At 73.5% G+C, this 20,187-nt stretch carries 20 protein-coding genes; 8 read left to right on the top strand and 12 right to left on the bottom strand.

Going from position 1 to position 20,187, the window contains the following annotated elements:
- The first annotated feature begins 57 nt into the window (after window positions 1-57).
- Together ABZY31_RS07895 and ABZY31_RS07890 are read left to right on the top strand one after the other, a co-directional pair.
- On the top strand, window positions 58-1,944 hold the full coding sequence (locus ABZY31_RS07895) for an ABC transporter ATP-binding protein (RefSeq protein ID WP_356405948.1): 1,887 nt from the start codon (window positions 58-60) through the stop codon (window positions 1,942-1,944).
- Window positions 1,941-3,722, top strand: a complete 1,782-nt coding sequence (locus tag ABZY31_RS07890) for an ABC transporter ATP-binding protein (protein WP_356405946.1) — start codon at window positions 1,941-1,943, stop codon at window positions 3,720-3,722. Before ABZY31_RS07895 ends, ABZY31_RS07890 begins: the two co-directional genes overlap by 4 nt.
- A 211-nt stretch (window positions 3,723-3,933) precedes the next feature.
- Here ABZY31_RS07890 and ABZY31_RS07885 read toward each other — a convergent pair whose 3' ends face one another.
- The gene (locus tag ABZY31_RS07885) at window positions 3,934-4,725 is read right to left on the bottom strand and encodes a metal-dependent hydrolase (RefSeq protein WP_356405944.1); all 792 of its coding nucleotides are present in this window, start codon (window positions 4,723-4,725) and stop codon (window positions 3,934-3,936) included.
- Between the two features lie 143 nt (window positions 4,726-4,868).
- Between ABZY31_RS07885 and ABZY31_RS07880 the strand changes: the two genes are divergently transcribed.
- The 3 genes from ABZY31_RS07880 to ABZY31_RS07870 all read left to right on the top strand — a co-directional run bounded on the left by ABZY31_RS07880 (window position 4,869) and on the right by ABZY31_RS07870 (window position 8,892).
- Window positions 4,869-7,382 (top strand): DUF3516 domain-containing protein, encoded by a 2,514-nt coding sequence (locus ABZY31_RS07880; RefSeq protein ID WP_356405942.1) that lies wholly within the window; start codon window positions 4,869-4,871, stop codon window positions 7,380-7,382.
- An 85-nt stretch (window positions 7,383-7,467) separates the two neighbouring features.
- Window positions 7,468-8,385: an acyl-CoA thioesterase II gene (locus ABZY31_RS07875; protein WP_356405941.1), complete on the top strand. Its 918-nt coding sequence runs from the start codon at window positions 7,468-7,470 to the stop codon at window positions 8,383-8,385.
- A 99-nt stretch (window positions 8,386-8,484) separates the two neighbouring features.
- Window positions 8,485-8,892 (top strand): YchJ family protein, encoded by a 408-nt coding sequence (locus ABZY31_RS07870; protein ID WP_356406004.1) that lies wholly within the window; start codon window positions 8,485-8,487, stop codon window positions 8,890-8,892.
- Here ABZY31_RS07870 and ABZY31_RS07865 read toward each other — a convergent pair.
- Both ABZY31_RS07865 and ABZY31_RS07860 read right to left on the bottom strand, forming a co-directional pair.
- Window positions 8,856-9,665 carry a DUF6397 family protein gene (locus tag ABZY31_RS07865; RefSeq protein WP_356405939.1) on the bottom strand — a complete coding sequence of 270 codons (810 nt, stop codon included), beginning with the start codon at window positions 9,663-9,665 and terminating at the stop codon, window positions 8,856-8,858. The genes ABZY31_RS07870 and ABZY31_RS07865 overlap by 37 nt on opposite strands.
- A 116-nt stretch (window positions 9,666-9,781) precedes the next feature.
- Complete coding sequence (locus ABZY31_RS07860) at window positions 9,782-10,180, bottom strand: roadblock/LC7 domain-containing protein (protein WP_356405937.1); 399 nt, start codon at window positions 10,178-10,180, stop codon at window positions 9,782-9,784.
- Window positions 10,181-10,285: 105 nt separating this feature from the next.
- Here ABZY31_RS07860 and ABZY31_RS07855 point away from each other — a divergent pair, with 105 nt between their 5' ends.
- Window positions 10,286-10,714, top strand: coding sequence for a PPOX class F420-dependent oxidoreductase (locus tag ABZY31_RS07855; RefSeq protein WP_356405935.1), 429 nt, complete (start codon window positions 10,286-10,288; stop codon window positions 10,712-10,714).
- A 79-nt stretch (window positions 10,715-10,793) separates the two neighbouring features.
- On the opposite strand, the gene ABZY31_RS07850 is transcribed toward ABZY31_RS07855, so the two are convergent.
- The 5 genes from ABZY31_RS07850 to ABZY31_RS07830 all read right to left on the bottom strand — a co-directional run bounded on the left by ABZY31_RS07850 (window position 10,794) and on the right by ABZY31_RS07830 (window position 16,320).
- Complete coding sequence (locus ABZY31_RS07850) at window positions 10,794-11,423, bottom strand: ATP/GTP-binding protein (protein ID WP_356405934.1); 630 nt, start codon at window positions 11,421-11,423, stop codon at window positions 10,794-10,796.
- A 51-nt stretch (window positions 11,424-11,474) separates the two neighbouring features.
- The gene (locus ABZY31_RS07845) at window positions 11,475-11,882 is read right to left on the bottom strand and encodes a DUF742 domain-containing protein (protein ID WP_356405932.1); all 408 of its coding nucleotides are present in this window, start codon (window positions 11,880-11,882) and stop codon (window positions 11,475-11,477) included.
- 17 nt (window positions 11,883-11,899) lie between these two features.
- Window positions 11,900-12,343 (bottom strand): roadblock/LC7 domain-containing protein, encoded by a 444-nt coding sequence (locus ABZY31_RS07840; RefSeq protein ID WP_356405930.1) that lies wholly within the window; start codon window positions 12,341-12,343, stop codon window positions 11,900-11,902.
- The gene (locus tag ABZY31_RS07835) at window positions 12,343-14,868 is read right to left on the bottom strand and encodes a nitrate- and nitrite sensing domain-containing protein (protein ID WP_356406002.1); all 2,526 of its coding nucleotides are present in this window, start codon (window positions 14,866-14,868) and stop codon (window positions 12,343-12,345) included. The genes ABZY31_RS07840 and ABZY31_RS07835 overlap by 1 nt, the downstream gene beginning before the upstream one ends.
- 675 nt (window positions 14,869-15,543) lie before the next feature.
- Window positions 15,544-16,320: an MHYT domain-containing protein gene (locus tag ABZY31_RS07830; RefSeq protein WP_356405929.1), complete on the bottom strand. Its 777-nt coding sequence runs from the start codon at window positions 16,318-16,320 to the stop codon at window positions 15,544-15,546.
- A 164-nt stretch (window positions 16,321-16,484) separates the two neighbouring features.
- Here ABZY31_RS07830 and ABZY31_RS07825 point away from each other — a divergent pair, with 164 nt between their 5' ends.
- The gene (locus ABZY31_RS07825; protein ID WP_356405927.1) at window positions 16,485-17,084 is read left to right on the top strand and encodes a methyltransferase domain-containing protein; all 600 of its coding nucleotides are present in this window, start codon (window positions 16,485-16,487) and stop codon (window positions 17,082-17,084) included.
- A gap of 15 nt (window positions 17,085-17,099) precedes the next feature.
- Here ABZY31_RS07825 and ABZY31_RS07820 read toward each other — a convergent pair whose 3' ends face one another.
- Window positions 17,100-18,014 (bottom strand): oxygenase MpaB family protein, encoded by a 915-nt coding sequence (locus ABZY31_RS07820; protein ID WP_356405925.1) that lies wholly within the window; start codon window positions 18,012-18,014, stop codon window positions 17,100-17,102.
- A gap of 135 nt (window positions 18,015-18,149) precedes the next feature.
- On the opposite strand from ABZY31_RS07820, the gene ABZY31_RS07815 reads away from it, so the two are divergent.
- Window positions 18,150-18,953, top strand: a complete 804-nt coding sequence (locus tag ABZY31_RS07815) for a hypothetical protein (protein ID WP_356405923.1) — start codon at window positions 18,150-18,152, stop codon at window positions 18,951-18,953.
- A 49-nt stretch (window positions 18,954-19,002) separates the two neighbouring features.
- Here the strand turns inward: ABZY31_RS07815 and ABZY31_RS07810 are convergent, their stop codons facing one another.
- The 3 genes from ABZY31_RS07810 to ABZY31_RS07800 all read right to left on the bottom strand — a co-directional run.
- On the bottom strand, window positions 19,003-19,536 hold the full coding sequence (locus tag ABZY31_RS07810; protein ID WP_356405921.1) for an MOSC domain-containing protein: 534 nt from the start codon (window positions 19,534-19,536) through the stop codon (window positions 19,003-19,005).
- Between the two features lie 47 nt (window positions 19,537-19,583).
- Window positions 19,584-19,769 carry a hypothetical protein gene (locus ABZY31_RS07805; protein ID WP_356405919.1) on the bottom strand — a complete coding sequence of 62 codons (186 nt, stop codon included), beginning with the start codon at window positions 19,767-19,769 and terminating at the stop codon, window positions 19,584-19,586.
- A 217-nt stretch (window positions 19,770-19,986) separates the two neighbouring features.
- Window positions 19,987-20,187 (bottom strand): hypothetical protein (locus ABZY31_RS07800; RefSeq protein ID WP_356405917.1); only part of this gene is annotated, 201 nt, incomplete at its 5' end.

Here is a 20,187-nt window from a genome sequence, read left to right as displayed (position 1 = left end):
ATGGTGTTCAAAGGCGAACCTTGCACGGTTTGAACCACTACCGAGTCATGGGGCGTCATGCAGATCAGCGATCTTCCGTATCCGGACCCAGGGGTACCCGACGCGCGATCCGGGCCCCGGTTCCTGCTGTGGCTCGGACGCAATCAGCTCGCCGGACAGCTCAAGAGCCTGTGCTGGGGGCTGCTGCACTTCTGCGGGATCGCCGGGCTGCCCTTCGCCGTCGGCCTCGGTGTCCAGGCGGTCGTGGACCGCGACGGCACCCGGCTGATCCTGGTCGGCGGGCTCGTCCTGCTCATCGGGATCGCGATCTCGCTCGGTGACACCATGCTGCACCGGACGGCCGTGACCAACTGGATCACCGCCGCCGCCCGGGTCCAGCAGCTGCTCGCCCGCAAGACCGCCGAGCTGGGTGCCGCCCTCACCCGGCGGGTCGCCGCGGGCGAGGTGGTGGCCGTATCCACCGGGGACGTCGAGAAGATCGGCTGGTTCGTCGAGGCGGTCTCGCGGTTCCTCGCCGCCGCCGTCGCCGTCGTCGTGATCTGCGTCGGCCTGGTCTTCTACGCGCCCGCGCTCGGTGTGGTCGTCGCGGGCGGGGTGCCCGTACTGGCCCTGGCCGTCCTGCCGTTGCTGCCGCGCGCCACCAGGCGCGCCGACATCCAGCGCGACAAGGCGGGCAGGGCCACCGAGCTGGCCTCGGACACGGTGGCCGGGCTGCGCGTGCTGCGCGGGATCGGCGGCGAGGAACTGTTCCTCGGACGCTACCGCGAGGCCTCCCAGGAGGTCCGCAAGGCCGCCGTGCGCAGCGCCCGCATGTGGGCGCTGATCTCCGCGATCCAGGTGCTGCTGCCGGGCCTGCTGCTCATCACGGTGGTCTGGTACGGCGCCACGCTGGTCCTGGACGGGCGGATCACGGTGGGCGAACTCGTCGCGGTCTTCAGCGCGGTGGCCCTGATGCTGTACCCGCTGCGGCACTTCGAGGAGATCGCCATGGCGTACTCCTTCTCGCGGCCCTCCGCCAAGCGGGCCGCCCGGGTGCTGTCGCTGACCCGTACGGACCCCGGTCCCGACGGCGACGCTCCCGCGGAACCGGGCGCGCGGGCAACCGCCGCGCAGCGCGCGGAAGCGGACGCTCCGCCGGCGGCGAAGCCCGCGGCCCCGGCCCCCGGGGGCGACCTGTACGACCCGGAGACCGGACTGATGGCCCCCGCGGGCGTGTTCACCGCCGTGGTCTGCGGTGACCCGGACCTCGCGGGGCGCCTGGCGGAGCGCCTCGGCGGTCATCCGGCCGACGCGGTCGGCGGTCCGTCGGTACTGCTGGGCGGGATCGCGCTGGACGCACTGGAACTGGACACGGCGCGCACGCTGGTGCTCGTCCAGGACAAGGATCCGGTGCTGCTGTCCGGCACGCTGCGCGAGCTGCTCGACGTACCGGCGTCCGCCGCGGTCGAGGCCTCGGCGGCGCTGGCGGCGGCCCAGTGCGCGGACGTCCTGGACGCGCTGTCGCAGTCCGCGCCGGACGGGGTGGACGACCCGATGGACGCGCGGATCACCGAGCGCGGACGCTCCCTGTCCGGTGGTCAGCGCCAACGGCTCGCGCTGGCGCGCTCGCTGGTCACCGACCCGGAGGTGCTGGTGCTGGACGAGCCGACCTCGGCGGTCGACTCGCACACCGAGGCCCGGATCGCGGAGGGCCTCGCGACGCTGCGCGCGGGGCGCACGACGGTCGTCCTGGCGTCGTCGCCGCTGCTGCTGGACCGCGCCGACCGGGTCGTCCTGGTCGACGGGGGCACGGTGGCCGCGGTCGGAACGCACCGGGAACTGCTGCACGGCGAGCCGCGCTACCGCGCGGTCGTCACGCGCGAGACCGACGAGGAACAGCTGCTCGGCGCGGTCGAGCGGATCGAGACGCTGCGGGAACTCACAGAGATCGAGGAATCGGCATGATCGGCGTGGTGGCGCCGGAGTACGATCCGGCCGCCCCCGAAACCGTCGCCACCCTTCCGGTGGGCACGACGGCGACGGTACGGGGCTATGTGCGCGCTCTGCTGCGGCGGCACCGGCGGGCGTTCGTCCTCCTGGTGACGGTCAATGCGGTCGCGGTGGTCTCCTCCATGATCGGCCCCTATCTGCTCGGCCGGGTGGTGGACGATCTCGCGGCGGGGGCGCGCGACCTGCATCTGGGGGGCGTGGCGCTGCTGTTCGCGCTGGCGCTGCTCGTCCAGACGCTGTTCGTGCGGATGGTCCGGCTGCGCGGGGCCATGCTCGGCGAGGAGATGCTGGCCGATCTGCGCGAGGACTTCCTGGTCCGCTCGGTGGGCCTGCCGCCCGGCGTGCTGGAGCGCGCGGGCACCGGGGACCTGCTGTCGCGGATCACCACCGACATCGACCGGCTCGCCAACGCGATGCGCGAGGCGGTGCCGCAGCTGGCCATCGGTGTGGTGTGGGCGGGGCTGCTCTTCGGGGCGCTCGCCGTCACCGCGCCGCCGCTGGCCCTGGCGGCCCTGGTGGCGATGCCGGTGCTGGTGCTCGGCTGCCGCTGGTACTTCAAGCGGGCGCCCTCGGCGTACCGGTCGGAGGCGGCCGGGTACGCGGCGGTCGCGGCCGCGCTCACCGAGACGGTGGACGCGGGCCGCACGGTCGAGGCGCACCGCCTGGGCGGGCGCCGGATCGCTCTGTCCGAGCAGCGGATCAAGGAGTGGACGGCCTGGGAGCGGTACACGCTGTTCCTGCGGTCGGTGCTCTTCCCCGTCATCAACATCACCTACGTGACGATCCTGGGGTCGGTGCTGCTGATCGGCGGCTACTGCGTCCTGCGGGGCTGGATGTCGGTGGGACAGATGACGACCGGCGCGCTGCTGGCGCAGATGATGGTCGACCCGATCGGGCTGATCCTGCGCTGGTACGACGAACTCCAGGTCGCCCAGGTCTCCCTGGCCCGGCTGGTCGGGGTGCGGGAGATCGAACCCGACGCGGGTGACGAGCACGTGGTGCCCGACGGCCGGGACGTACGGGCCGACGGGGTCCGGTTCGGTTACCGCGAGGGGGTCGACGTCCTGCACGAGGTGTCCCTGTCGGTCCCGCCGGGCACCCGGGTCGCCCTGGTGGGCCCCTCGGGAGCGGGCAAGTCCACGCTGGGCAGGCTCCTGGCGGGCATCTACGCGCCGCGCGAGGGCGAGGTCACGCTCGGCGCGGCGCAGTTGGCTCGGATGCCCGCGGAGCGGGTGCGCGAGCACGTGGCGCTGGTCAACCAGGAGCACCACGTCTTCGTGGGGAGCCTGCGCGACAACCTGCGCCTCGCCCGGTCGGGCGCCGGGGACGCGGAGCTGTGGGCGGCGCTGGGCGCGGTGGACGCGGACGGGTGGGCCAGGGCACTGGAGAGCGGTCTGGACACCGAGGTCGGGTCGGGCGCCGCGACGCTCACCCCGGCGCAGGCGCAGCAGATCGCGCTGGCCCGGCTGGTGCTCGCCGATCCGCACACGCTGGTCCTGGACGAGGCGACCTCGCTGCTGGATCCGCGGGCGGCCCGGCACCTGGAGCGCTCGCTGGCCCGGGTGCTGGAGGGACGTACGGTCGTGGCGATCGCGCACCGGCTGCACACCGCGCACGACGCGGACGTCATCGCGGTGGTGGAGGCGGGCCGGATCAGCGAGCTGGGTTCGCACGACGAACTGGTCGCCGCCGGCGGTGCGTACGCGGCGCTGTGGCGCTCCTGGCACGGCTGATCCGGGGCCGCCGGTCCGGCCTGGGTGCGGGAGAGCCGCATGCCCCGTCCCGTCCACTGTCGTGGACGGGACGGGGCACGGTCGTTCCCGGGGGGAACGAAGTGGCCGCCCGGCTCCCGGCACCAGGAAGTACGTGACCGTCTCGTCCAGGGAGTACGCGGTGACCGAACGGACGGCCTTGCGCGACGGGGGCCGCCGGGTGCCGGGGAGGTCAGATGAAGCCGAGGGCGGCGGCCCCGCCCACGCCTCCGAGCAGCATGAACACCGGCATGAGGACCTTCAGCTCGACCCAGCTGCCCGCGCGGAAGCGCATCATCTTCGGCGGGCCGATCGGGTACCAGCGCTTGCCCGCGATGGGGAGGGGCCACAGGACGGGGCAGCCCGATACGGTCAGCGCGTCCCCGATGTCGTGGACCAGCGCGCCGAGCACGATCGGCAGGCCGAGCCAGAGGTACTCCTCGCCGGGAGCGGTGAACAGCCAGCTCGCGCCGTTGCCCGGCTGGTCCAGTACCCCGGCCAGTATCCAGGCGCTGGTGGCGCCGAGCAGCCAGACGAGGATGTCGCTGGACATCCGGGCGGCCCGCCACAGCAGGCCTTCGACGGCGAGCACGAGGTGGACGAAGAGCAGTACGAGGACGCCCCAGCGGTCCGTGGTGACGGCCAGCGCCGAGGAGCCGCCGCCTATCAGGACGGCCCACAGCCAGGTGTGGGTGAGGGTGCGGTGCCCTCCGGTGCGGCGGGCGTCGCGCGGGGAGCGGGTCGCCTTGTAGACGGCGTAGGAGATCTTGTCGACCACCTCGCAGAGGCCCCGGGAGAGCGGTCCGAAGGCGCGCGAGATCGTCGCGGACTTGTGGTCGAGGTCGGGGGCCAGGGCCGCGCCCGCGCAGATGAGCGCGCCGACGACGAGGACCGGCCAGGGCATGGGGTAACCGGCGGCCGCGGTCGCCGCGCCCACCCCCAGCCAGGCCGCTGCCCCGGAGAGTGAGTGCGCCGGACCCATCATGGTCGTTCCCGCCCCATTGGTGTGAGGTCGGGCCCAGTTGACGGTTTCGTTCGGGCCCGGTCAACGGCACAGCGTACCGGCGATGATCTTCTTCGATGCCGCCGGTTCCCTCATCCGGGGGGAAGCCAGGCAAGATGGGGGGCGTGACCCTCATTGATCAGCTCCCGCCGAACGCCGACCCCGATGCCCTGTTCGAGGCTTTCTCCTCGTGGGCCGAGGACCAGGGCATCGCCCTGTACCCGGCGCAGGAGGAGGCCCTGATCGAGGTCGTCTCCGGGGCGAACGTGATCCTCTCCACCCCGACCGGATCCGGCAAGAGCCTGGTGGCCGCCGGCGCCCACTTCACCGCGCTGGCCCAGGACAAGGTCACCTTCTACACCGCGCCGATCAAGGCCCTGGTGTCGGAGAAGTTCTTCGACCTGTGCAAGCTCTTCGGCACCGAGAACGTCGGCATGCTGACCGGTGACGCCTCGGTGAACTCGGACGCTCCCGTGATCTGCTGCACCGCCGAGGTGCTGGCCTCCATCGCCCTGCGCGACGGCCGCAACGCCGACATCGGCCAGGTCGTGATGGACGAGTTCCACTTCTATGCCGAGCCGGACCGCGGCTGGGCCTGGCAGATCCCGCTGCTGGAACTGCCGCAGGCGCAGTTCGTCCTGATGTCGGCCACCCTCGGCGACATGAAGCGGTTCGAGGAGGACCTGACCCGGCGCACCGGGCGGCCGACCTCGGTGGTCCGCTCCGCGACCCGGCCCGTCCCGCTGTCGTACGAATACGTGACCACGCCGATCACCGACACCATCACCGAACTGCTGGAAACCCGGCAGGCGCCCGTGTACATCGTGCACTTCACCCAGGCCCAGGCCGTCGAGCGGGCGCAGTCGCTGATGAGCATCAACATGTGCACGCGCGAGGAGAAGGACAAGATCGCCGAGCTGATCGGCCACTTCCGCTTCACCACCAAGTTCGGCCAGAACCTCTCGCGCTACGTCCGCCACGGGATCGGCGTCCACCACGCGGGCATGCTGCCGAAGTACCGGCGCCTGGTCGAGAAGCTGGCCCAGGCCGGTCTGCTCAAGGTGATCTGCGGCACCGACACCCTGGGTGTCGGCGTGAACGTCCCGATCCGCACGGTCCTCTTCACCGCGCTCACCAAGTACGACGGCACCCGGGTCCGCACGCTGCGGGCGCGCGAGTTCCACCAGATCGCCGGCCGGGCCGGGCGGGCGGGCTTCGACACCGCGGGGTACGTGGTCGCCCAGGCGCCCGAGCACGTGATCGAGAACGAGAAGGCGCTCGCGAAGGCGGGCGACGACCCGAAGAAGCGCCGCAAGGTGGTCCGCAAGAAGGCGCCCGAGGGATTCGTCGCCTGGTCCGACACCACCTTCGAGAAGCTGATCGGCGCCGACCCGGAGGCGCTGACCTCGCGCTTCAAGGTCACCAACATCATGCTGCTGTCGGTCATCGCCCGGCCCGGCGATGCCTTCAAGGCGATGCGCCACCTCCTCGAGGACAACCACGAGCCGCGCAAGAGCCAGCTGCGCCACATCCGCCGGGCCATCGCGATCTACCGCTCGCTGCTGGACGGCGGGGTGGTCGAGAAGCTCGACACCCCGGACGCGGAGGGCCGCACGATCCGGCTGACCGTGGACCTCCAGCAGGACTTCGCGCTGAACCAGCCGCTGTCCACCTTCGCGCTGGCCTCCTTCGACCTGCTGGACCCGGAGTCCCCCTCCTACGCGCTGGACATGGTGTCGGTCGTGGAATCCACGCTGGACGACCCGCGCCAGATCCTCGCCGCGCAGCAGAACAAGGAGCGCGGCATCGCCGTGGGCGCGATGAAGGCCGACGGGATCGAGTACGAGGAGCGGATGGAGCGGCTCCAGGACGTCACCTATCCGAAGCCGCTCGAAGAGCTGCTCCTGCACGCCTACGACGTGTACAGCAAGAGCCACCCGTGGGTCCGTGACCACCCGGTCTCCCCGAAGTCGATCATCCGCGACATGTACGAGCGCGCGATGACCTTCACCGAGTTCACCGCCTTCTACGAGCTGGCCCGCACCGAGGGCATCGTGCTGCGCTACCTCGCGGGCGCGTACAAGGCGCTCGACCACACCATCCCGGACGACCTGAAGTCCGAGGACCTCCAGGACCTCATCGCCTGGCTCGGCGAGCTGGTCCGCCAGGTCGACTCCAGCCTGCTCGACGAGTGGGAGCAGCTGGCGAACCCGGAAGTGGAGACGGCGGAGCAGGCCCAGGAGAAGGCCGACCAGGTCAAGCCGGTCACGGCCAACGCCCGCGCCTTCCGCGTCCTGGTCCGCAACGCCATGTTCCGCCGGGTGGAGCTGGCCGCCCTGGACAACCTCCACGAGCTCGGCGAGCTGGACTCCGAGTCCGGCTGGAACGCGGACGCGTGGGGCGACGCGATGGACGCCTACTGGGACGAGTACGACGACCTCGGCACCGGCCCGGACGCCCGCGGCCCCAAGCTGCTGATGATCGAGGAGGACGCGGAGCACGGTCTGTGGCGCGTCCGCCAGGCCTTCGCCGACCCCAACGGCGACCATGGCTGGGGCATCAGCGCCGAGGTCGACCTCGCGGCGTCCGACGAGGAGGGCCGGGCGGTCGTCCGGGTCACCGCCGTCGGCGAACTCTGACCGTCCCCGCCACCCCGTCCCGCATCCGTCCGGCGCCCTCGACGCCACCGGCACCGCCGCCCCCGAGCCCCGTGGAGAACCCCTGATGACGAACCCCGCCGAGAGACTGGTCGACCTGCTCGACCTGGAGCAGATCGAGGTCAACATCTTCCGCGGCCGCAGCCCGCAGGAGTCCCTCCAGCGGGTCTTCGGCGGCCAGGTGGCCGGCCAGGCGCTGGTGGCGGCCGGCCGGACCACCGAGGGCGGGCGGCCGGTCCATTCGCTGCACGCGTACTTCCTGCGCCCCGGCATCCCCGGGGTGCCGATCGTGTACCAGGTGGAGCGGGTGCGGGACGGGCGCTCCTTCACCACCCGCCGCGTCACCGCGGTCCAGCAGGGCAAGACGATCTTCAACCTCACCGCCTCCTTCCATCGGCCGGAGGAGGGCGGCATCGAGCACCAGCTGCCTCCTCGGCTGGACTTTCCACACCCCGACACGCTGCCGAAGGTCGTGGACGAGATCCGCGAACACCTCGGGTCGCTGCCGGAGGCGCTGGAGCGGATGGCCCGCCGCCAGCCCTTCGACATCCGGTACGTGGACCGGCTCCGCTGGACCCCCGAGGAGCTCAAGGACGCCGATCCGCGCAGCGCCGTCTGGATGCGCGCGGTCGGCCCGCTGGGCGACGACCCCCTCGTGCACACCTGCGCGCTGACCTACGCCAGCGACATGACCCTCCTCGACGCCGTGCGCATCCCCGTCGAGCCGCTGTGGGGCATGCGCGGTTTCGACATGGCGAGCCTGGACCACGCCATGTGGTTCCACCGGCCCTTCCGCGCGGACGAGTGGTTCCTCTACGACCAGGAGTCCCCCATCGCCCACGGCGGCCGGGGGCTGGCTCGCGGCCGGATCTACGATGTGGAGGGCAGGCTGCTGGTCTCGGTCGTCCAGGAGGGGCTGTTCCGTCCCTACCCGGCCGCCCCGCCGAAGCCGTCCGCCACGGCGGAGCAGTCCGACCCCTCCTGACCTTGCGGCCCGTGCGCCCCCGGCCCCAGCCGGGTGCGCCGCCACCTCCGCCCCAGGTCCGCCCCCGTCCGCCCCGTCACCGAAGAGCTGAGCGTGCCCATGCCGACCCCGAACCCGGCCCGCCCCTGTCCCTGCGGGCTGCCCGCCGCCTACCCGGACTGCTGCGGCCGCTTCCACTCCGGCGAGCGGCAGGCGCCGACCGCGGAGCTGCTGATGCGGTCCCGGTTCAGCGCCTTCGCGATCGGGGACACCGCCTACCTGCTCCGCTCCTGGCATCCCTCGACCCGCCCCGGGCGGCTCGATCTGGACCCCGGGCAGCGCTGGGAGCGACTGGAGATCCTGCGCACGGAGCGCGGCGGGATGTTCGAGACGCAGGGCACGGTGGAGTTCCGGGCGCACTACCGGGAGGCCGGGCACACCGGCTCGCTGCGCGAACACAGCACCTTCTCCCGCGAGGACGGCGCCTGGGTCTACGTCGGCCCCCTCTCGCCGGTCGTCTTCGACTGATCCCGCGCTCCGGCGAGCGCGAACTCCAGACTCGTCCGGTACCAGCGCAGCTCGTCCGGGGGCTCGGCCAGCAGCAGGGCGGTCGCGACGGCCGCCGCGGCCGGGATCTGCGGGTGCCCGTAGGGCGGGGGCGGGGCCAGCCCCGTGAGCAGGATCCGCTCCGCCCGGTCGGGCACGGCCCGCTCCAGTTCATCCTCCGGCAGCACGGAAGCCAGTACCGCCGCCCGCTCCCAGGGATCCGCGGTCCGTCTCAGCAGCAACCCCACATGCCGTCCGCGCCACCGCCGGGGCCGCAGATCCGCCCGGCGCTCCATCAGCTCCCGGTCCTCCGGGGGCGCGCTCCCGCTCAGCAGCCCGGGCTCCCGCCGGGCGAAGTCGGCCAGCTCCGAGGCGAGGTAGAGCCAGACGACGGTCCGGTACCGGTTGATCCGGTACCCGACCGGCGTGACCCGCCCGCAGCGCGCGAGCCGGGTGAACCGGCCCGGGCTGATCTTCACCAGCTCCGCCGCATCCGCCGCGCCCACCGTCCTGACCTGCTCGCGCAGGGCGTCCGGGAACCCCTCGGCCGCCCCGATCCGGTCCAGCTCGGCCCGCGCGAACCGCGGAGCCCCGCTCGGCGCGCACGGCCCGGCCCGGACCAGGCCCAGCTGTACGGCCCGCGCGAACTCGCTGCGCCCGAGCCCCAGTTCCTCGGCGGCCCGGCCGCCGCTCAGCACCTCCGACGGCCTCCCGGCCACCGGACCCACGGCCACGGTCCTGCTCTTGACCTCCATGACGGTCCTCCCCCGCACACGTTGACTACTCTGCGTGAAGACCGTAACTCAGAGTGATCGAAGCGTGCAAGGGCGTCACAGAGCCTGTGGACAACTCGCGGCGCCGACCAGCCCCGCTACTCCCCCGTCATCCGCCGCTCCGCGACGCCCAGGTGCTCACCCACCCGGTTCACCAGCAACGTCATCTCGTACGCGACCTGCACGTAGTCCGCGTCGGCAGCCGTCAGCACACACAGGGAGCTGCCCTCGCCCGCCGCCATCACCAGCAGGACGCCGTCGTCGTACTCGACGACCGTCTGGCGCACCTCACCGGCACGGAAGTGGCGGCCCGAGCCCTTCGCCAGGCTCTGCAGCCCGGCCGCGACCGCCGACAGGTGCTCGGCGTCCTCCCGTGCCAGGCCCGCGCTCGCGCTCGTCACCAGGCCGTCATTGGAGAGCACCACCACGTGCCGGACCTGCTGGATCCTGCGCGTCAGGTCGTCCAGCAGCCAGTCGAGCTGCTTGTCCAGTGCCATTTTCCGCCCCTCCCCGTCGACCCGGCCGGCCGGCCGCGCCCACCCCCGCTGCGTCGTCTCGCCAGCCTTCCCCACCAGGGGCTTTCCGGCAAGGAGGATGTCCCCATGGCGAAGAAGATGACTCAAGAGGAATGGCGGGCGTTCGTCTCGCACTCCACCCGCACCGGCAAGCTGTCGACCGTCCGCGAGGACGGAAGTCCGCACATCGCTCCCATCTGGTTCGTACTCGACGGTGACGCGTTCGTCTTCAACACCGGTGCGGACACCGTCAAGGGGCGCAATCTCACCCGCGACGGCCGCGTCGCGCTCTGTGTGGACGACGACCGGCCCCCGTTCTCCTACGTCGTCCTCCAGGGACGGGCCTCGATCAGCGAGGACATGGACGACATGCTGGTCTGGGCCACCCGGATCGGGGGGCGCTACATGGGCGAGGACCGCGCCGAGGCCTTCGGCCGGCGCAACGCCGTCCCGGGCGAACTCCTCGTGCGCGTCCCGATCGACAAGGTGATCTCGATGTCCGGCGTCGCCGACTGACGGGACCGGGCGCGGCCGCCGGTCACCCGGCGACCGCGTGCCCGCCGCACACACCGCGCACCCCGTCCCGGGTCCCGTCTCACACCGAGCCCGCCTGCGGCTCCACCGATTCGAGCAGCCGGGCGGTGTGCCTGCGCCCGGCGTACTCGACCAGCCTGATCAGCACTTCCTTCCCCGAGTCCCGGTCCCGGGCATCGCACAGCACCACCGGAGTGCCCGGCTCCAGGTCCAGCGCCCCGGCCACGTCGTGCGCCCCGTAACCCCGTTCGCCCGAGAAGCAGTTGACGGCCACCACGAAGGGGATGCGGCGGTGCTCGAAGTAGTCCACCGCCGGGAAGCAGTCCTGGAGCCGCCGGGTGTCGGCGAGCACCACCGCCCCGAGCGCGCCCTGCGACAGCTCGTCCCACAGGAACCAGAAGCGGTCCTGGCCGGGCGTACCGAAGAGATACAGCGACAGGCCCTCCCGGATGGTGATCCGGCCGAAGTCCATGGCGACCGTCGTGGCGGTCTTGCGCTCCACGCCGCCCGTGTCGTCGACGAGTTCGCCCGCCTCGCTGAGCGTCTCCTCCGTCCGCAGCGGACGGATCTCGCTGACCGCCCCCACGAGCGTGGTCTTGCCCACCCCGAACCCCCCGGCCACGAGTATCTTCAGGGCGAGCGGGGCCAGTTCCTCTTCCGCCTCCGGCCGCTGGACCTGCTGTCCCGACATGGTCGTCCCCTCACTCTCGTGCCCGCGCATACGACGGTCGCGAGCGCCCCGTCACAACGCCCTGAGTCCTTCGATGACTTCGCGCAGGATCCGTTCGTCCGGCAAGCGGGCCGGCGGTACGGGCCCCCGCACCCGGACGTGGCCCGCCTCCAGCAGATCCCCCAGCAGCACCCGGACCACCCCGACCGGCAGGTCCGCGTCGGCGGCGAGTTCCGCGACCGACTGGGTCTGCGCCCGGCACAGTCCGAGCAGGGCACGGTGCTCCGGGCCGAGCAGGGAGTCCGCGGCCGCGTCCACGGCGCCCGGTTCGACGACCACCAGGGCGATCAGGTCGAAGCGCACGCCGTGCGGGCCGGGCTTGGTGCGCCCGCCCGTCATGGCGTACGGGCGCACCAGCGGGCCCGCGTCGCCGTCGTACCACCGGTCGCTCGCCGCGGGGTCGTTCCTCGGGCCGTCCACCGCCGCGGCCGCCGTTCTCAACCCGCGGCCGGCGGGTGCGCCGGGAAACGGGACGGGGTGTACAGGTGCTCCCCGACGCGTTTGACCAGCCGGGCCATCTCGTAGGCGATCAGGCCGATGTCGGCGCCCGCGCCGCTGAGCACGGCCAGACAGGATCCGTCCCCGGCCGCCGCGACGAAGAGGAAGCCCTCGTCCATCTCCACCATCGTCTGGCGCACGCCCCCGGCGTGGAAGTGGCGCCCCGCGCCCTTCGCGAGACTGTGGAAGCCGCAGGCGACCGCCGCCAGGTGCTCGGCGTCCTCCCGGCCGAGCGCGCTGGAAGCGCCCACCGCCAGGCCGTCGTTGGACAGGACCACCACGTGCCGGACCTCCCTGATCCGGACGACGAGGTCGTCCAGCAGCCAGTCCAGCTCGCCGGACCTGTGGAGACCGCCGACCGCGGTCCGCTGTTGTTCGATCATCACTCTGCTCCTTCGTTGGTTGTGGGGGTGACGGCTCGCCTGCCACGGGCCCACCCGTCCCGGTACGCCGCCATCCGGTCCCGGGCCTCCTCGGGGCTGCGCCCCGGCGGGTCCTGCGGGGTCCCGGGGCCGGGCACGGGCCGGGAGGCCGGGGCCTCGCGCAGCTGCGGGACGAGGCTCGCCTGGCGGACCCGACGGGGCAGTTCGCTCACTGCGGCCGGGACGGGCTCGGGCGCGAGGCTGCGCGCGGGGGTGCGCGCGGGGGTGCGCGCGGGCGCGAGCCCGGCGGAGGGTGCCGGTGGGGGGCCGGCCGGTGGGAGGGGGCCCGTCGGTCCGGCGGAGCCGCGGAGCCGGAGGTTCGCCACCGGCGCGGGGCGGGGGTCCGGCTGCACGGGGGTGCGGGGCACGGCCGAGATCCCGCGCGGGTCCTCCCATACGGCCCGGACGGTCCGGGGAGCCGACGGCCGTGCTTCGGGGGCGGGCGGCGCTTCGGGGGCGGGCGGTGCTTCGGGGGCGGGCGGTGCCGACGGTACGGCGGGCTCGCCTAAGGCGCCCCCGGCTTCCGCGGCGGGCCTGCTTTCCACTGGGGCGTCGGGGGCCTCGGGCATCGCAGCGGTCCCCGTGGTCTCAGAGGTCTCAGGCGCCCCGGCCGTCTCGTCCCCGCCCGTGCCTGCGTCGCCCGGGGTGAGCGCGCCCTGGAGCAGTGCCTTCGGCAGCAGGACGACCGCGGTGGTGCCGCCGTAGGGCGAGGGCCGCAGGTGGACCCGGACCCCGTGCCGGGCCGAGAGCCGGCTGACCACGAAGAGTCCGAGGCGGTCGCTGTCGAAGAGATCGAGCGCCTCCGACTCTTCGATGCGCCGGTTGGCGTCGGCGAGGGCCTCCCGGCCCATGCCGAGTCCGCGGTCCTCGACCTCCAGCACGTAACCGGCGCCCACGGGCTCGCCGCTGACCCGGACCTTCGTGTGCGGCGGCGAGAACTGCGCCGCGTTCTCGATGAGTTCGGCCAGCAGGTGGGTGAGGTCGGCGACGGCGCCGCCGACCACGGCCGCCTCGGCGAGCCCGCGCACCTCGACGCGCGGATAGTCCTCGATCTCGGACACGGCGGCCCGTGCGACGTTGGTGAGCGGGACCGGCATCCGCCAGGCGCGCCCCGGCGCCGCCCCGGAGAGGATGATCAGGCTTTCCGCGTGCCGCCGCATCCGGGTGGTCAGGTGGTCGAGGCGGAAGAGGTCGCCCAGCTCACCGGGGTCGTCGGCGCGGCGCTCCATCGAGTCGAGCAGGGTGAGCTGCTTGTGGACCAGGACCTGGCTGCGCCGGGCGAGGTTCACGAAGACGCCGGAGATCCCGTCGGCGAGTTCGGCCCGCTCCACCGCGGCGCTCAGCGCGGCCCGGTGGACGGTGGACAGGGCCTCCCCGACCTGGGCCATCTCGTCCTCGGCCGGGCTCCCGGGCGGGGTCTCGGCCAGCACGTCGATGTGCCGGCCGGCGCGCAACCGGTCCATCGCGTCCGGGAGTTTGCGGTGGGCGATCTCCAGGGCGCCGTTGCGGAGCGAGACGAGTTCGACGACGAGCCCGCGTCCGATGCGCACGGAGATGGCCAGGGAGGCGGCCACTGCGGCGAGGCCGAGCAGGACGGCCGCTCCCGAGGGGCTGAGCAGCCCTTGGGCCAGCGGCGCGGAGCGGTCCGTGGACCCGGCGTGCGCGGCGCTCGCGACGGCGCGCATCGAGCCGGCCACTCCGGCGTACACGGGCTCCCAGCCGGAGGGTGCGCCGTGTGCGTCGCGCCCCGTCCCGGCCGCCAGCGCCTGGTCCTCGGCCGCGGTGAGGCCGGTGTAGACGGCGCTCTTGGTGACCGCCTGCCATGCGGTCCGCTGGGCGGCGGGCAGGTCCCGGGCGGCGGCATCCGTGAGGGCGCGCCGCGTCTCGATCGCGCCGGTCAACTGCCGAAGCGTTTCCGCGCTGCGCTGCCCCGGTACGGCGAGCAGCGCGTCCTCCCGGGAAAGCGACTCGGCGGCCCGCCCGAACTCGAGCAGGACCCGGGCGTCGCCGTCGCTTCCGGCGTCCCGGCCACCGCCGAGGGCGCCGCCGACCGCCAGGGCGGAATCGACGACCCGGGTGTACGCCGCGTAGGCCGCGTCCGGGGTGGTCCTTCCCTGGGCGGCGTCGGCACGGGAGGCCGCGAGCCCGTCGGCGGCGGCCACGAAGGTCCGCATCCGGGCCGCGAGGTCGGCCGGGTAGCCGCCCGAATCGGCGACGGTGTGCGCTTCACCGAGGCGCAGTCCGTCAAGGGCGGCGCCGGTCCGGCGCCCCTGCTCCCGCAGGGCCGCGGCCCGGTCGGCGGCGGCCGGGTCGGCGAGGAAGCGGACCGCGGCGGCCCGTTCCTCCTGGAGCGCGGTGACCGCGCGGTCCACCGGGACTCGTATCCGGTCGTCGACCTGCTGGGCGCGGCTGACGCGGGCGACGTCCTGGGCGGTGCTGACCGTCGCGAAGGCCCACAGGGCGAGCAGCGAGACCACCGGCACCATCAGGAGCGCGACGACCTTCGCACGGACCGTGCCGAGGCGGGCGGAGCGTCGCCCGCGGCGGGCGGAGGGGGTGGCAGCGATGGTCTCCGGGGGCTCGGCGACCGCCGAGGCACCGGCGGCGGGGCCGGAGCCGCTGCCCTGGCCGTAGGCGGCGGGCCCGGGTCCGCCGGGGGCGGGAGCGAAGGCGGGGGCCGGCCCCTGGCCCGGGGTTCGGTACGGGCCCGGGGCTTGGTCCTGTCCCGGTGCGCGGACCTGTCCCGGTGCGCGGACCTGTCCCGGTGTCCGGTCCTGTGCGGGCGCCGGGCCCGGCGCAGGCGTGCGTCGGGGGCGGGCGAGGAACGCTCGGGCGCTGGGGGCGTACGCCCGGCCCCGTCCGGTCGTCATCCCCGCGTCCCGTCCGGCCGGCGCATCCCGTCCCGCCGACGCGTCCGGTCCGGCGGAGGTGTGGGGTCCGGTCGCTGGGTGCGGCCCGGTCGATGCGTGCGGGGGGCCGGGATGGGGCTCGTCGGCCGGCGGGCCGGCGTGCGCGCGGCGGCCTCGCGCCGGGGGCGCGGGGTGCCGCGGGGCCGCGTCCGGCTTCCTGCGGGGTGTGCGCATGGGGTCCTCGTTCCGGTGTCGTGCGATGCGTGCGTGCGTGCGTGCGTGCAAGCGGGCGGCGCGGGCCGGGATCGGTGCTCAGTGGGCGGCGGCCCGGGCACCCAGGCGCTGCGCGGAGGCCGATGCCGCGCGTTCGTCCGCGCTCGGGGACAGCGCGACGAAGGCGGAGGTGATGAACAGGTAGGAGCCGAGACCGACCGCGAGGGGGAAGACGAACTGCATCAGCGGGGCTCCGGGCAGGGGCGCGTCCGAGGGGGTGACGTGGACCGAGACGGCCAGCATTCCCGTGTAGTGCATGCTGCTGACGGCGGCGCCCATCACCAGGGAGGCGAGCGCCACGGCCACCGGCGACGTGATGTTGACCGCGGCCCAGAGGGCGGCCGTGGCCGCGACGACCGCGATGGCGACGGAGAGGCCGACGGCGAGCGGGTCGTACGAGACGCGCCCGTGCATGCGCAGGGCCGCCATCCCGAGGTAGTGCATGCTCGCGACGCCGAGGCCTGTGGTGAGGCCGCCCAGTACGAGGGCCCGGCCGCGGTCCCGGCCGTAGCCGACGGCGAAGACCCCGGCGCCCACCACCAGCAGGGCGCCGACCAGGCTCAGGAGGGTCAGCGGCACGTTGAAGTGGACCTCGGTGCCGGTGACGCCGAATCCCAGCATCGCCACGAAGTGCATCGTCCAGATGCCGGTGGCGATCGCGGAGGCCCCGGTGAGGAGCCAGTTGCGGCGGGAACGTCCGGTGGCGGCGAGCGCCTGGACGGTGCAGCGCAGCCCGAGGGCCGAGCCGATGCATGCCATCACGTACGACAGTACGGGGGTGAGCCAGCCGTAGGCCGCGTGGTCGAGGTGTCCCATGGCCACGGGACGCTAGTCCGGGTGAGGCCACGAACAGGGGAAGCATTTCGAAAGGCGCTGGAACTGCTGGAATATGACAGCGCGAGGTTCATCTTCGATCACACCGGGTGTCATCCTGCGCACTGTCCGCACGCGACCGTGCGTGCGTGCGGGATCATGGGCACATGAGCGAAGACCACACACGCGTGCAGGAGTTCTTCGGGGTCCGAGCGGCGGACTGGGACCGGAAGTTCCCCGGGGACGGGCCCGCCTTCGCCGCCGCCGTGGCCGCAATCGGCCTGCGGCCCGGCGACCGGGTGCTCGACGCGGGATGCGGGACCGGGAGGGCGCTGCCCGAACTCCGCGCGGCCGTCGGCCCCTCCGGAACCGTGCTCGGCGCCGACCTCACCCCCGAGATGCTCGCCGAGGCGGCGCAGGCCGGGCGGCGGGCGGCGGGCGCGCTGCTGCTGGCGGACGCGACCCGGCTGCCGCTGCGGGACGGCTGCCTCGACGCGGTGTTCGCGGCCGGGCTGATCGCCCACCTGCCCGACCCGCAGGTGAGCCTGCGCGAACTGGCGCGGGTGGTGCGCTCCGGCGGGCGGCTCGCCCTGTTCCACCCCATCGGGCGGGCGGCCCTGGCGGCGCGCCAGGGCCGGGAGCTGACCGACGACGACATGCGGGCCGAGCACAACCTCCGCCCCCTGCTCAGCGCCTCCGGGTGGGAACCGACCTCCTACGCCGACGAGGAGCACCGGTTCCTGGCCCTGGCGGTACGCCGTCCCTGAGCCGGGAACCGGCCCCTAGGGCGGGGGCGCGTCGGCCCCCTGGGGGCGGCGGGGGTGCGGCACGGGGCAGCCGCCCGCGCCGCCGGGCCTCGGGAAGGTGCCCAGCTCGCCCACGTCGTAGCCGTTGGGGTACCCCTTGACCTCCGGGTTCTGCCGGGCGTAGTGCGGCTCCGCGCGGGGCGGCAGCAAGCGGACCGCGCGTCCGCGCAGCCGCAGCGCGCCCCGGACCAGCCCGCGCAGGCGGGGGTGCGGAGGGTCGTAGCGGAACGCGCGCAGCAGCGGCTCGTCGAGCAGGGCGCGCCCGGCGCCGCGCACCAGCGGGCCGAGCGGGGCCGGGTACCAGGAGGCCATCAGGTCGAGGGTGGCGTCGGCGACCTTGCGGCCGCCCTCGTCCCAGCCGAAGTGGGCCTCCTCATAGCCGTCGAGGGTGGCTTCGAACTCCTCGAACGAGTCCGGGATGTCCGAGATGCCCATGTGCCGACCGAGGGTGGCGTAGTACCGGGCGCTCGCCCGCTGCTCGTGGTGGGTGAGCGCGCGCCAGCCGTAGACGTCCAGCCAGCGCTTCGGAATCACCACGAACGTGCACAGGACGTAGCGCATGTCCTCGTTGGAGATGGCGTAGCCGCGGTGCATCTGGTTCACGCGCCGGATCGCGGTGCGCGCGGTGTCGCTGTCGAAGCCGTGCTCGACCACCGCGTCGAGGAGCAGCACGGTGTCGTCGTAGCGCTTCTGGGTGCGGTCGGTGAACTCGCCGGTCTCGGCGAGCAGCCGGCCGATGCTGGGGACGGCGTAGGTCCGGTAGAGGGCCAGTTCCAGCGCCCGGGCGAAGTCCCAGGGGAACTCGTAGGTGGCGGTGAGCCGGTAGATGGCCAGGAAATCCCGCTCCGGATCGAGCCGGAGGATCTCCTTCAGCCGGTCGTAACGCTGCACCGAGGAACCCTTTCTGTGGCGAGCTCCCAACTCTACGTGCAGGCACTGACGTTGGAAATCGGTGCACTCCCGCTCTCGACGCGCGGGTTACCGGCTGGTTAGGGTGCGCCGACAGGTGAGCTACCAGGAGGGTACGTGTCCGACGAGGAGGGCGACGGTTCGCTGTACGTGCTGTCCGCCGTACTGCTGACCCCGGCCCAGTTCCCGAGCATCCTGGGAGACGACTACCCGGAGGCGTGCTCGCTGCTCGGCGTGCCCCCGGCCGCCGACGGTTACGGGCTGGTGCTCGGCCAGGACGAGGACGGCGCGCGCTGGACCGTGGTCGTCGACGACGTCGCGCTGGTCGCGACCGCCATCGCCTCCTGGGACTGCGGCATGGAGTACGACCTCTCCCCGGACGAGCGCAGCATCGTGGTCTCGTTGGCGGGCTGGCCACTGGCGCTGTCCGTGGCCGCGCCGGGCATCCCCGAACCGCACGATCCCGAGCAGGGCGCGGACGGGACGGGGCGGGTTCCGCTGGCCCCGCCCTCGGCCGAGACCTGGGGGCCGGTACAGCGGCGGATGGGCGCGGACCAGATCGCCCGCCAGTGGTCCGAGTGGCGCGAGCGGTTCGCGTCGGACGGCGGCGGTCAGCCGGTCGCGCATCCCGGGCTGGCCCGGGTGCTGGCGGAGGCACGGGACTACACGACGACGCCGCCACCGCCGGGCCGGGTGCGGTCCGCCTTCGCGGGCGAGGGTGCCAGGACCCTGCGGGTCGACGGCCCCGGATGGTCTCTGGTGGCCCGGACCGACGACATCGCCTTCGTCCTGCTGGACGAGGGGCCGAGCGAGGTCATTCCGGTGCCGCGCGACGGTGGCGCGGACGGGGACGGGGACGCAGGCATGGACCTGCCCGGCTTGCTGGCCGCGCTGGACGAGGTCGCGGTCCGTCCGGTGTGACGGCCCGGCGGCGGGACGGCCGGGGCACGCCCGCCCCGCCCGCCGGGGGTCAGACGCGGGCGAGGGGGACGTGCGGACGCGGCGGGAGGGTGACGCTGATGCCATCTCCGGGGTGGATCGTTCCGCCCTCGCGGACCACGCCCATGATGCCCGCCTTGTACTGGATGCGTCCCGAGGCGTCGCGGCCCACCACGTGCTTGAGCAGGCCGTGCTGGAACCTGTTGATCTGGGCGCAGGGGTTGCGCAGGCCCGTGACCTCGACGACGGCCTCCGCGCCGATGCGCAGGAGCGCTCCGGTCGGCAGGCCGAGCAGATCGATGCCTTCGGTGGTCACGTTCTCCCCGAGCTGGCCCGCGGCCACCTCGAAGCCCTCCCGCGCGACCTCGTCGAAGAGCTCGCGGTGGATCAGGTGGACCTGCCGGAGGTTGGGCTGCGTCGGATCCTGGGCGACCCGGGAGCGGTGCTTGACGGTCACTCCCGCGTGCACGTCCCCCTCGACACCCAGCCCTGGGAGCAGCGTGATGCTCTCGCGCGCGGGCTTGGTGAACGAGTACGCCCCGTTGCTGCTGACCGCCAGGACCACACCGGCACTCCTGAGGGCTTCCCCTCGGATCTCCGCTTCGGACACCGTCACCGCCCTATTCGCCGTCTCTTGTTCACGCCGCGCAAGCGACGCCGCTGCGAGGGGTCGAGCATCAGATAGGCGGCGGCCGGGACCCCGATCAGGACCAGCAGCCCCACCCAGAATCCGACCGTCAGGAACAGGATGACCGCTGCGACGACTCCGGCAGCGGCGATCTTCCCACTCGTCGACATCCGGGACCCCTTCCCTCGCGTGCTCCGACTGCTTCTCCCCTTATAACGCAGCGACCCGGTCGCACGTTCCCGGCCACCGAGCCCGCCTGGCGTCCCAGCGCGGGCGGTCGGCGGCCGGGTGGACCTCGCCGGTCACACCGCGGGCCGCAATAGGAACGATTCCACCCCGGTCGGCAAGAGGCCGGCCGGGGTGGAATCGGTGCTGGTCGCGGGCTGGTCAGCGGCTGGTGCCGCCGATGCCGGCGGGGCCCTGCCACGCGCCGTTGCTCACCCAGTCGTTCGCGATGCTGCCGTTGGCGTCGACGAAGGCGACGTGCGTGCCCGAGGCATCGGTGGTCAGACCGGAGCCGGCGCGCGCCTGGCCACCGATTCCCGAGGGGCCGGACCAGGCGCCGTTGGCCACCCAGTCGTTCGCCAC

Source organism: Streptomyces sp. NPDC006529 (assembly GCF_040611795.1).
Lineage (GTDB): Bacteria > Actinomycetota > Actinomycetes > Streptomycetales > Streptomycetaceae > Streptomyces.
The sequence above is the reverse complement of the archived record's forward strand: the minus strand, read 5'-3'. Positions and strand labels throughout refer to the sequence as shown.

Coding starts and splice junctions, on each gene's coding strand:
- ABZY31_RS07895 (WP_356405948.1), top strand. CDS start 58: ATGCAGATCAGCGATCTTCCGTATCCGGACCCAGGGGTACCCGACGCG.
- ABZY31_RS07890 (WP_356405946.1), top strand. CDS start 1,941: ATGATCGGCGTGGTGGCGCCGGAGTACGATCCGGCCGCCCCCGAAACC.
- ABZY31_RS07885 (WP_356405944.1), bottom strand. CDS start 4,725: ATGATGGGTCCGGCGCACTCACTCTCCGGGGCAGCGGCCTGGCTGGGG.
- ABZY31_RS07875 (WP_356405941.1), top strand. CDS start 7,468: ATGACGAACCCCGCCGAGAGACTGGTCGACCTGCTCGACCTGGAGCAG.
- ABZY31_RS07870 (WP_356406004.1), top strand. CDS start 8,485: ATGCCGACCCCGAACCCGGCCCGCCCCTGTCCCTGCGGGCTGCCCGCC.
- ABZY31_RS07865 (WP_356405939.1), bottom strand. CDS start 9,665: ATGGAGGTCAAGAGCAGGACCGTGGCCGTGGGTCCGGTGGCCGGGAGG.
- ABZY31_RS07860 (WP_356405937.1), bottom strand. CDS start 10,180: ATGGCACTGGACAAGCAGCTCGACTGGCTGCTGGACGACCTGACGCGC.
- ABZY31_RS07855 (WP_356405935.1), top strand. CDS start 10,286: ATGGCGAAGAAGATGACTCAAGAGGAATGGCGGGCGTTCGTCTCGCAC.
- ABZY31_RS07850 (WP_356405934.1), bottom strand. CDS start 11,423: ATGTCGGGACAGCAGGTCCAGCGGCCGGAGGCGGAAGAGGAACTGGCC.
- ABZY31_RS07840 (WP_356405930.1), bottom strand. CDS start 12,343: ATGATCGAACAACAGCGGACCGCGGTCGGCGGTCTCCACAGGTCCGGC.
- ABZY31_RS07835 (WP_356406002.1), bottom strand. CDS start 14,868: ATGGTGCCGGTGGTCTCGCTGCTCGCCCTGTGGGCCTTCGCGACGGTC.
- ABZY31_RS07830 (WP_356405929.1), bottom strand. CDS start 16,320: ATGGGACACCTCGACCACGCGGCCTACGGCTGGCTCACCCCCGTACTG.
- ABZY31_RS07825 (WP_356405927.1), top strand. CDS start 16,485: ATGAGCGAAGACCACACACGCGTGCAGGAGTTCTTCGGGGTCCGAGCG.
- ABZY31_RS07805 (WP_356405919.1), bottom strand. CDS start 19,769: ATGTCGACGAGTGGGAAGATCGCCGCTGCCGGAGTCGTCGCAGCGGTC.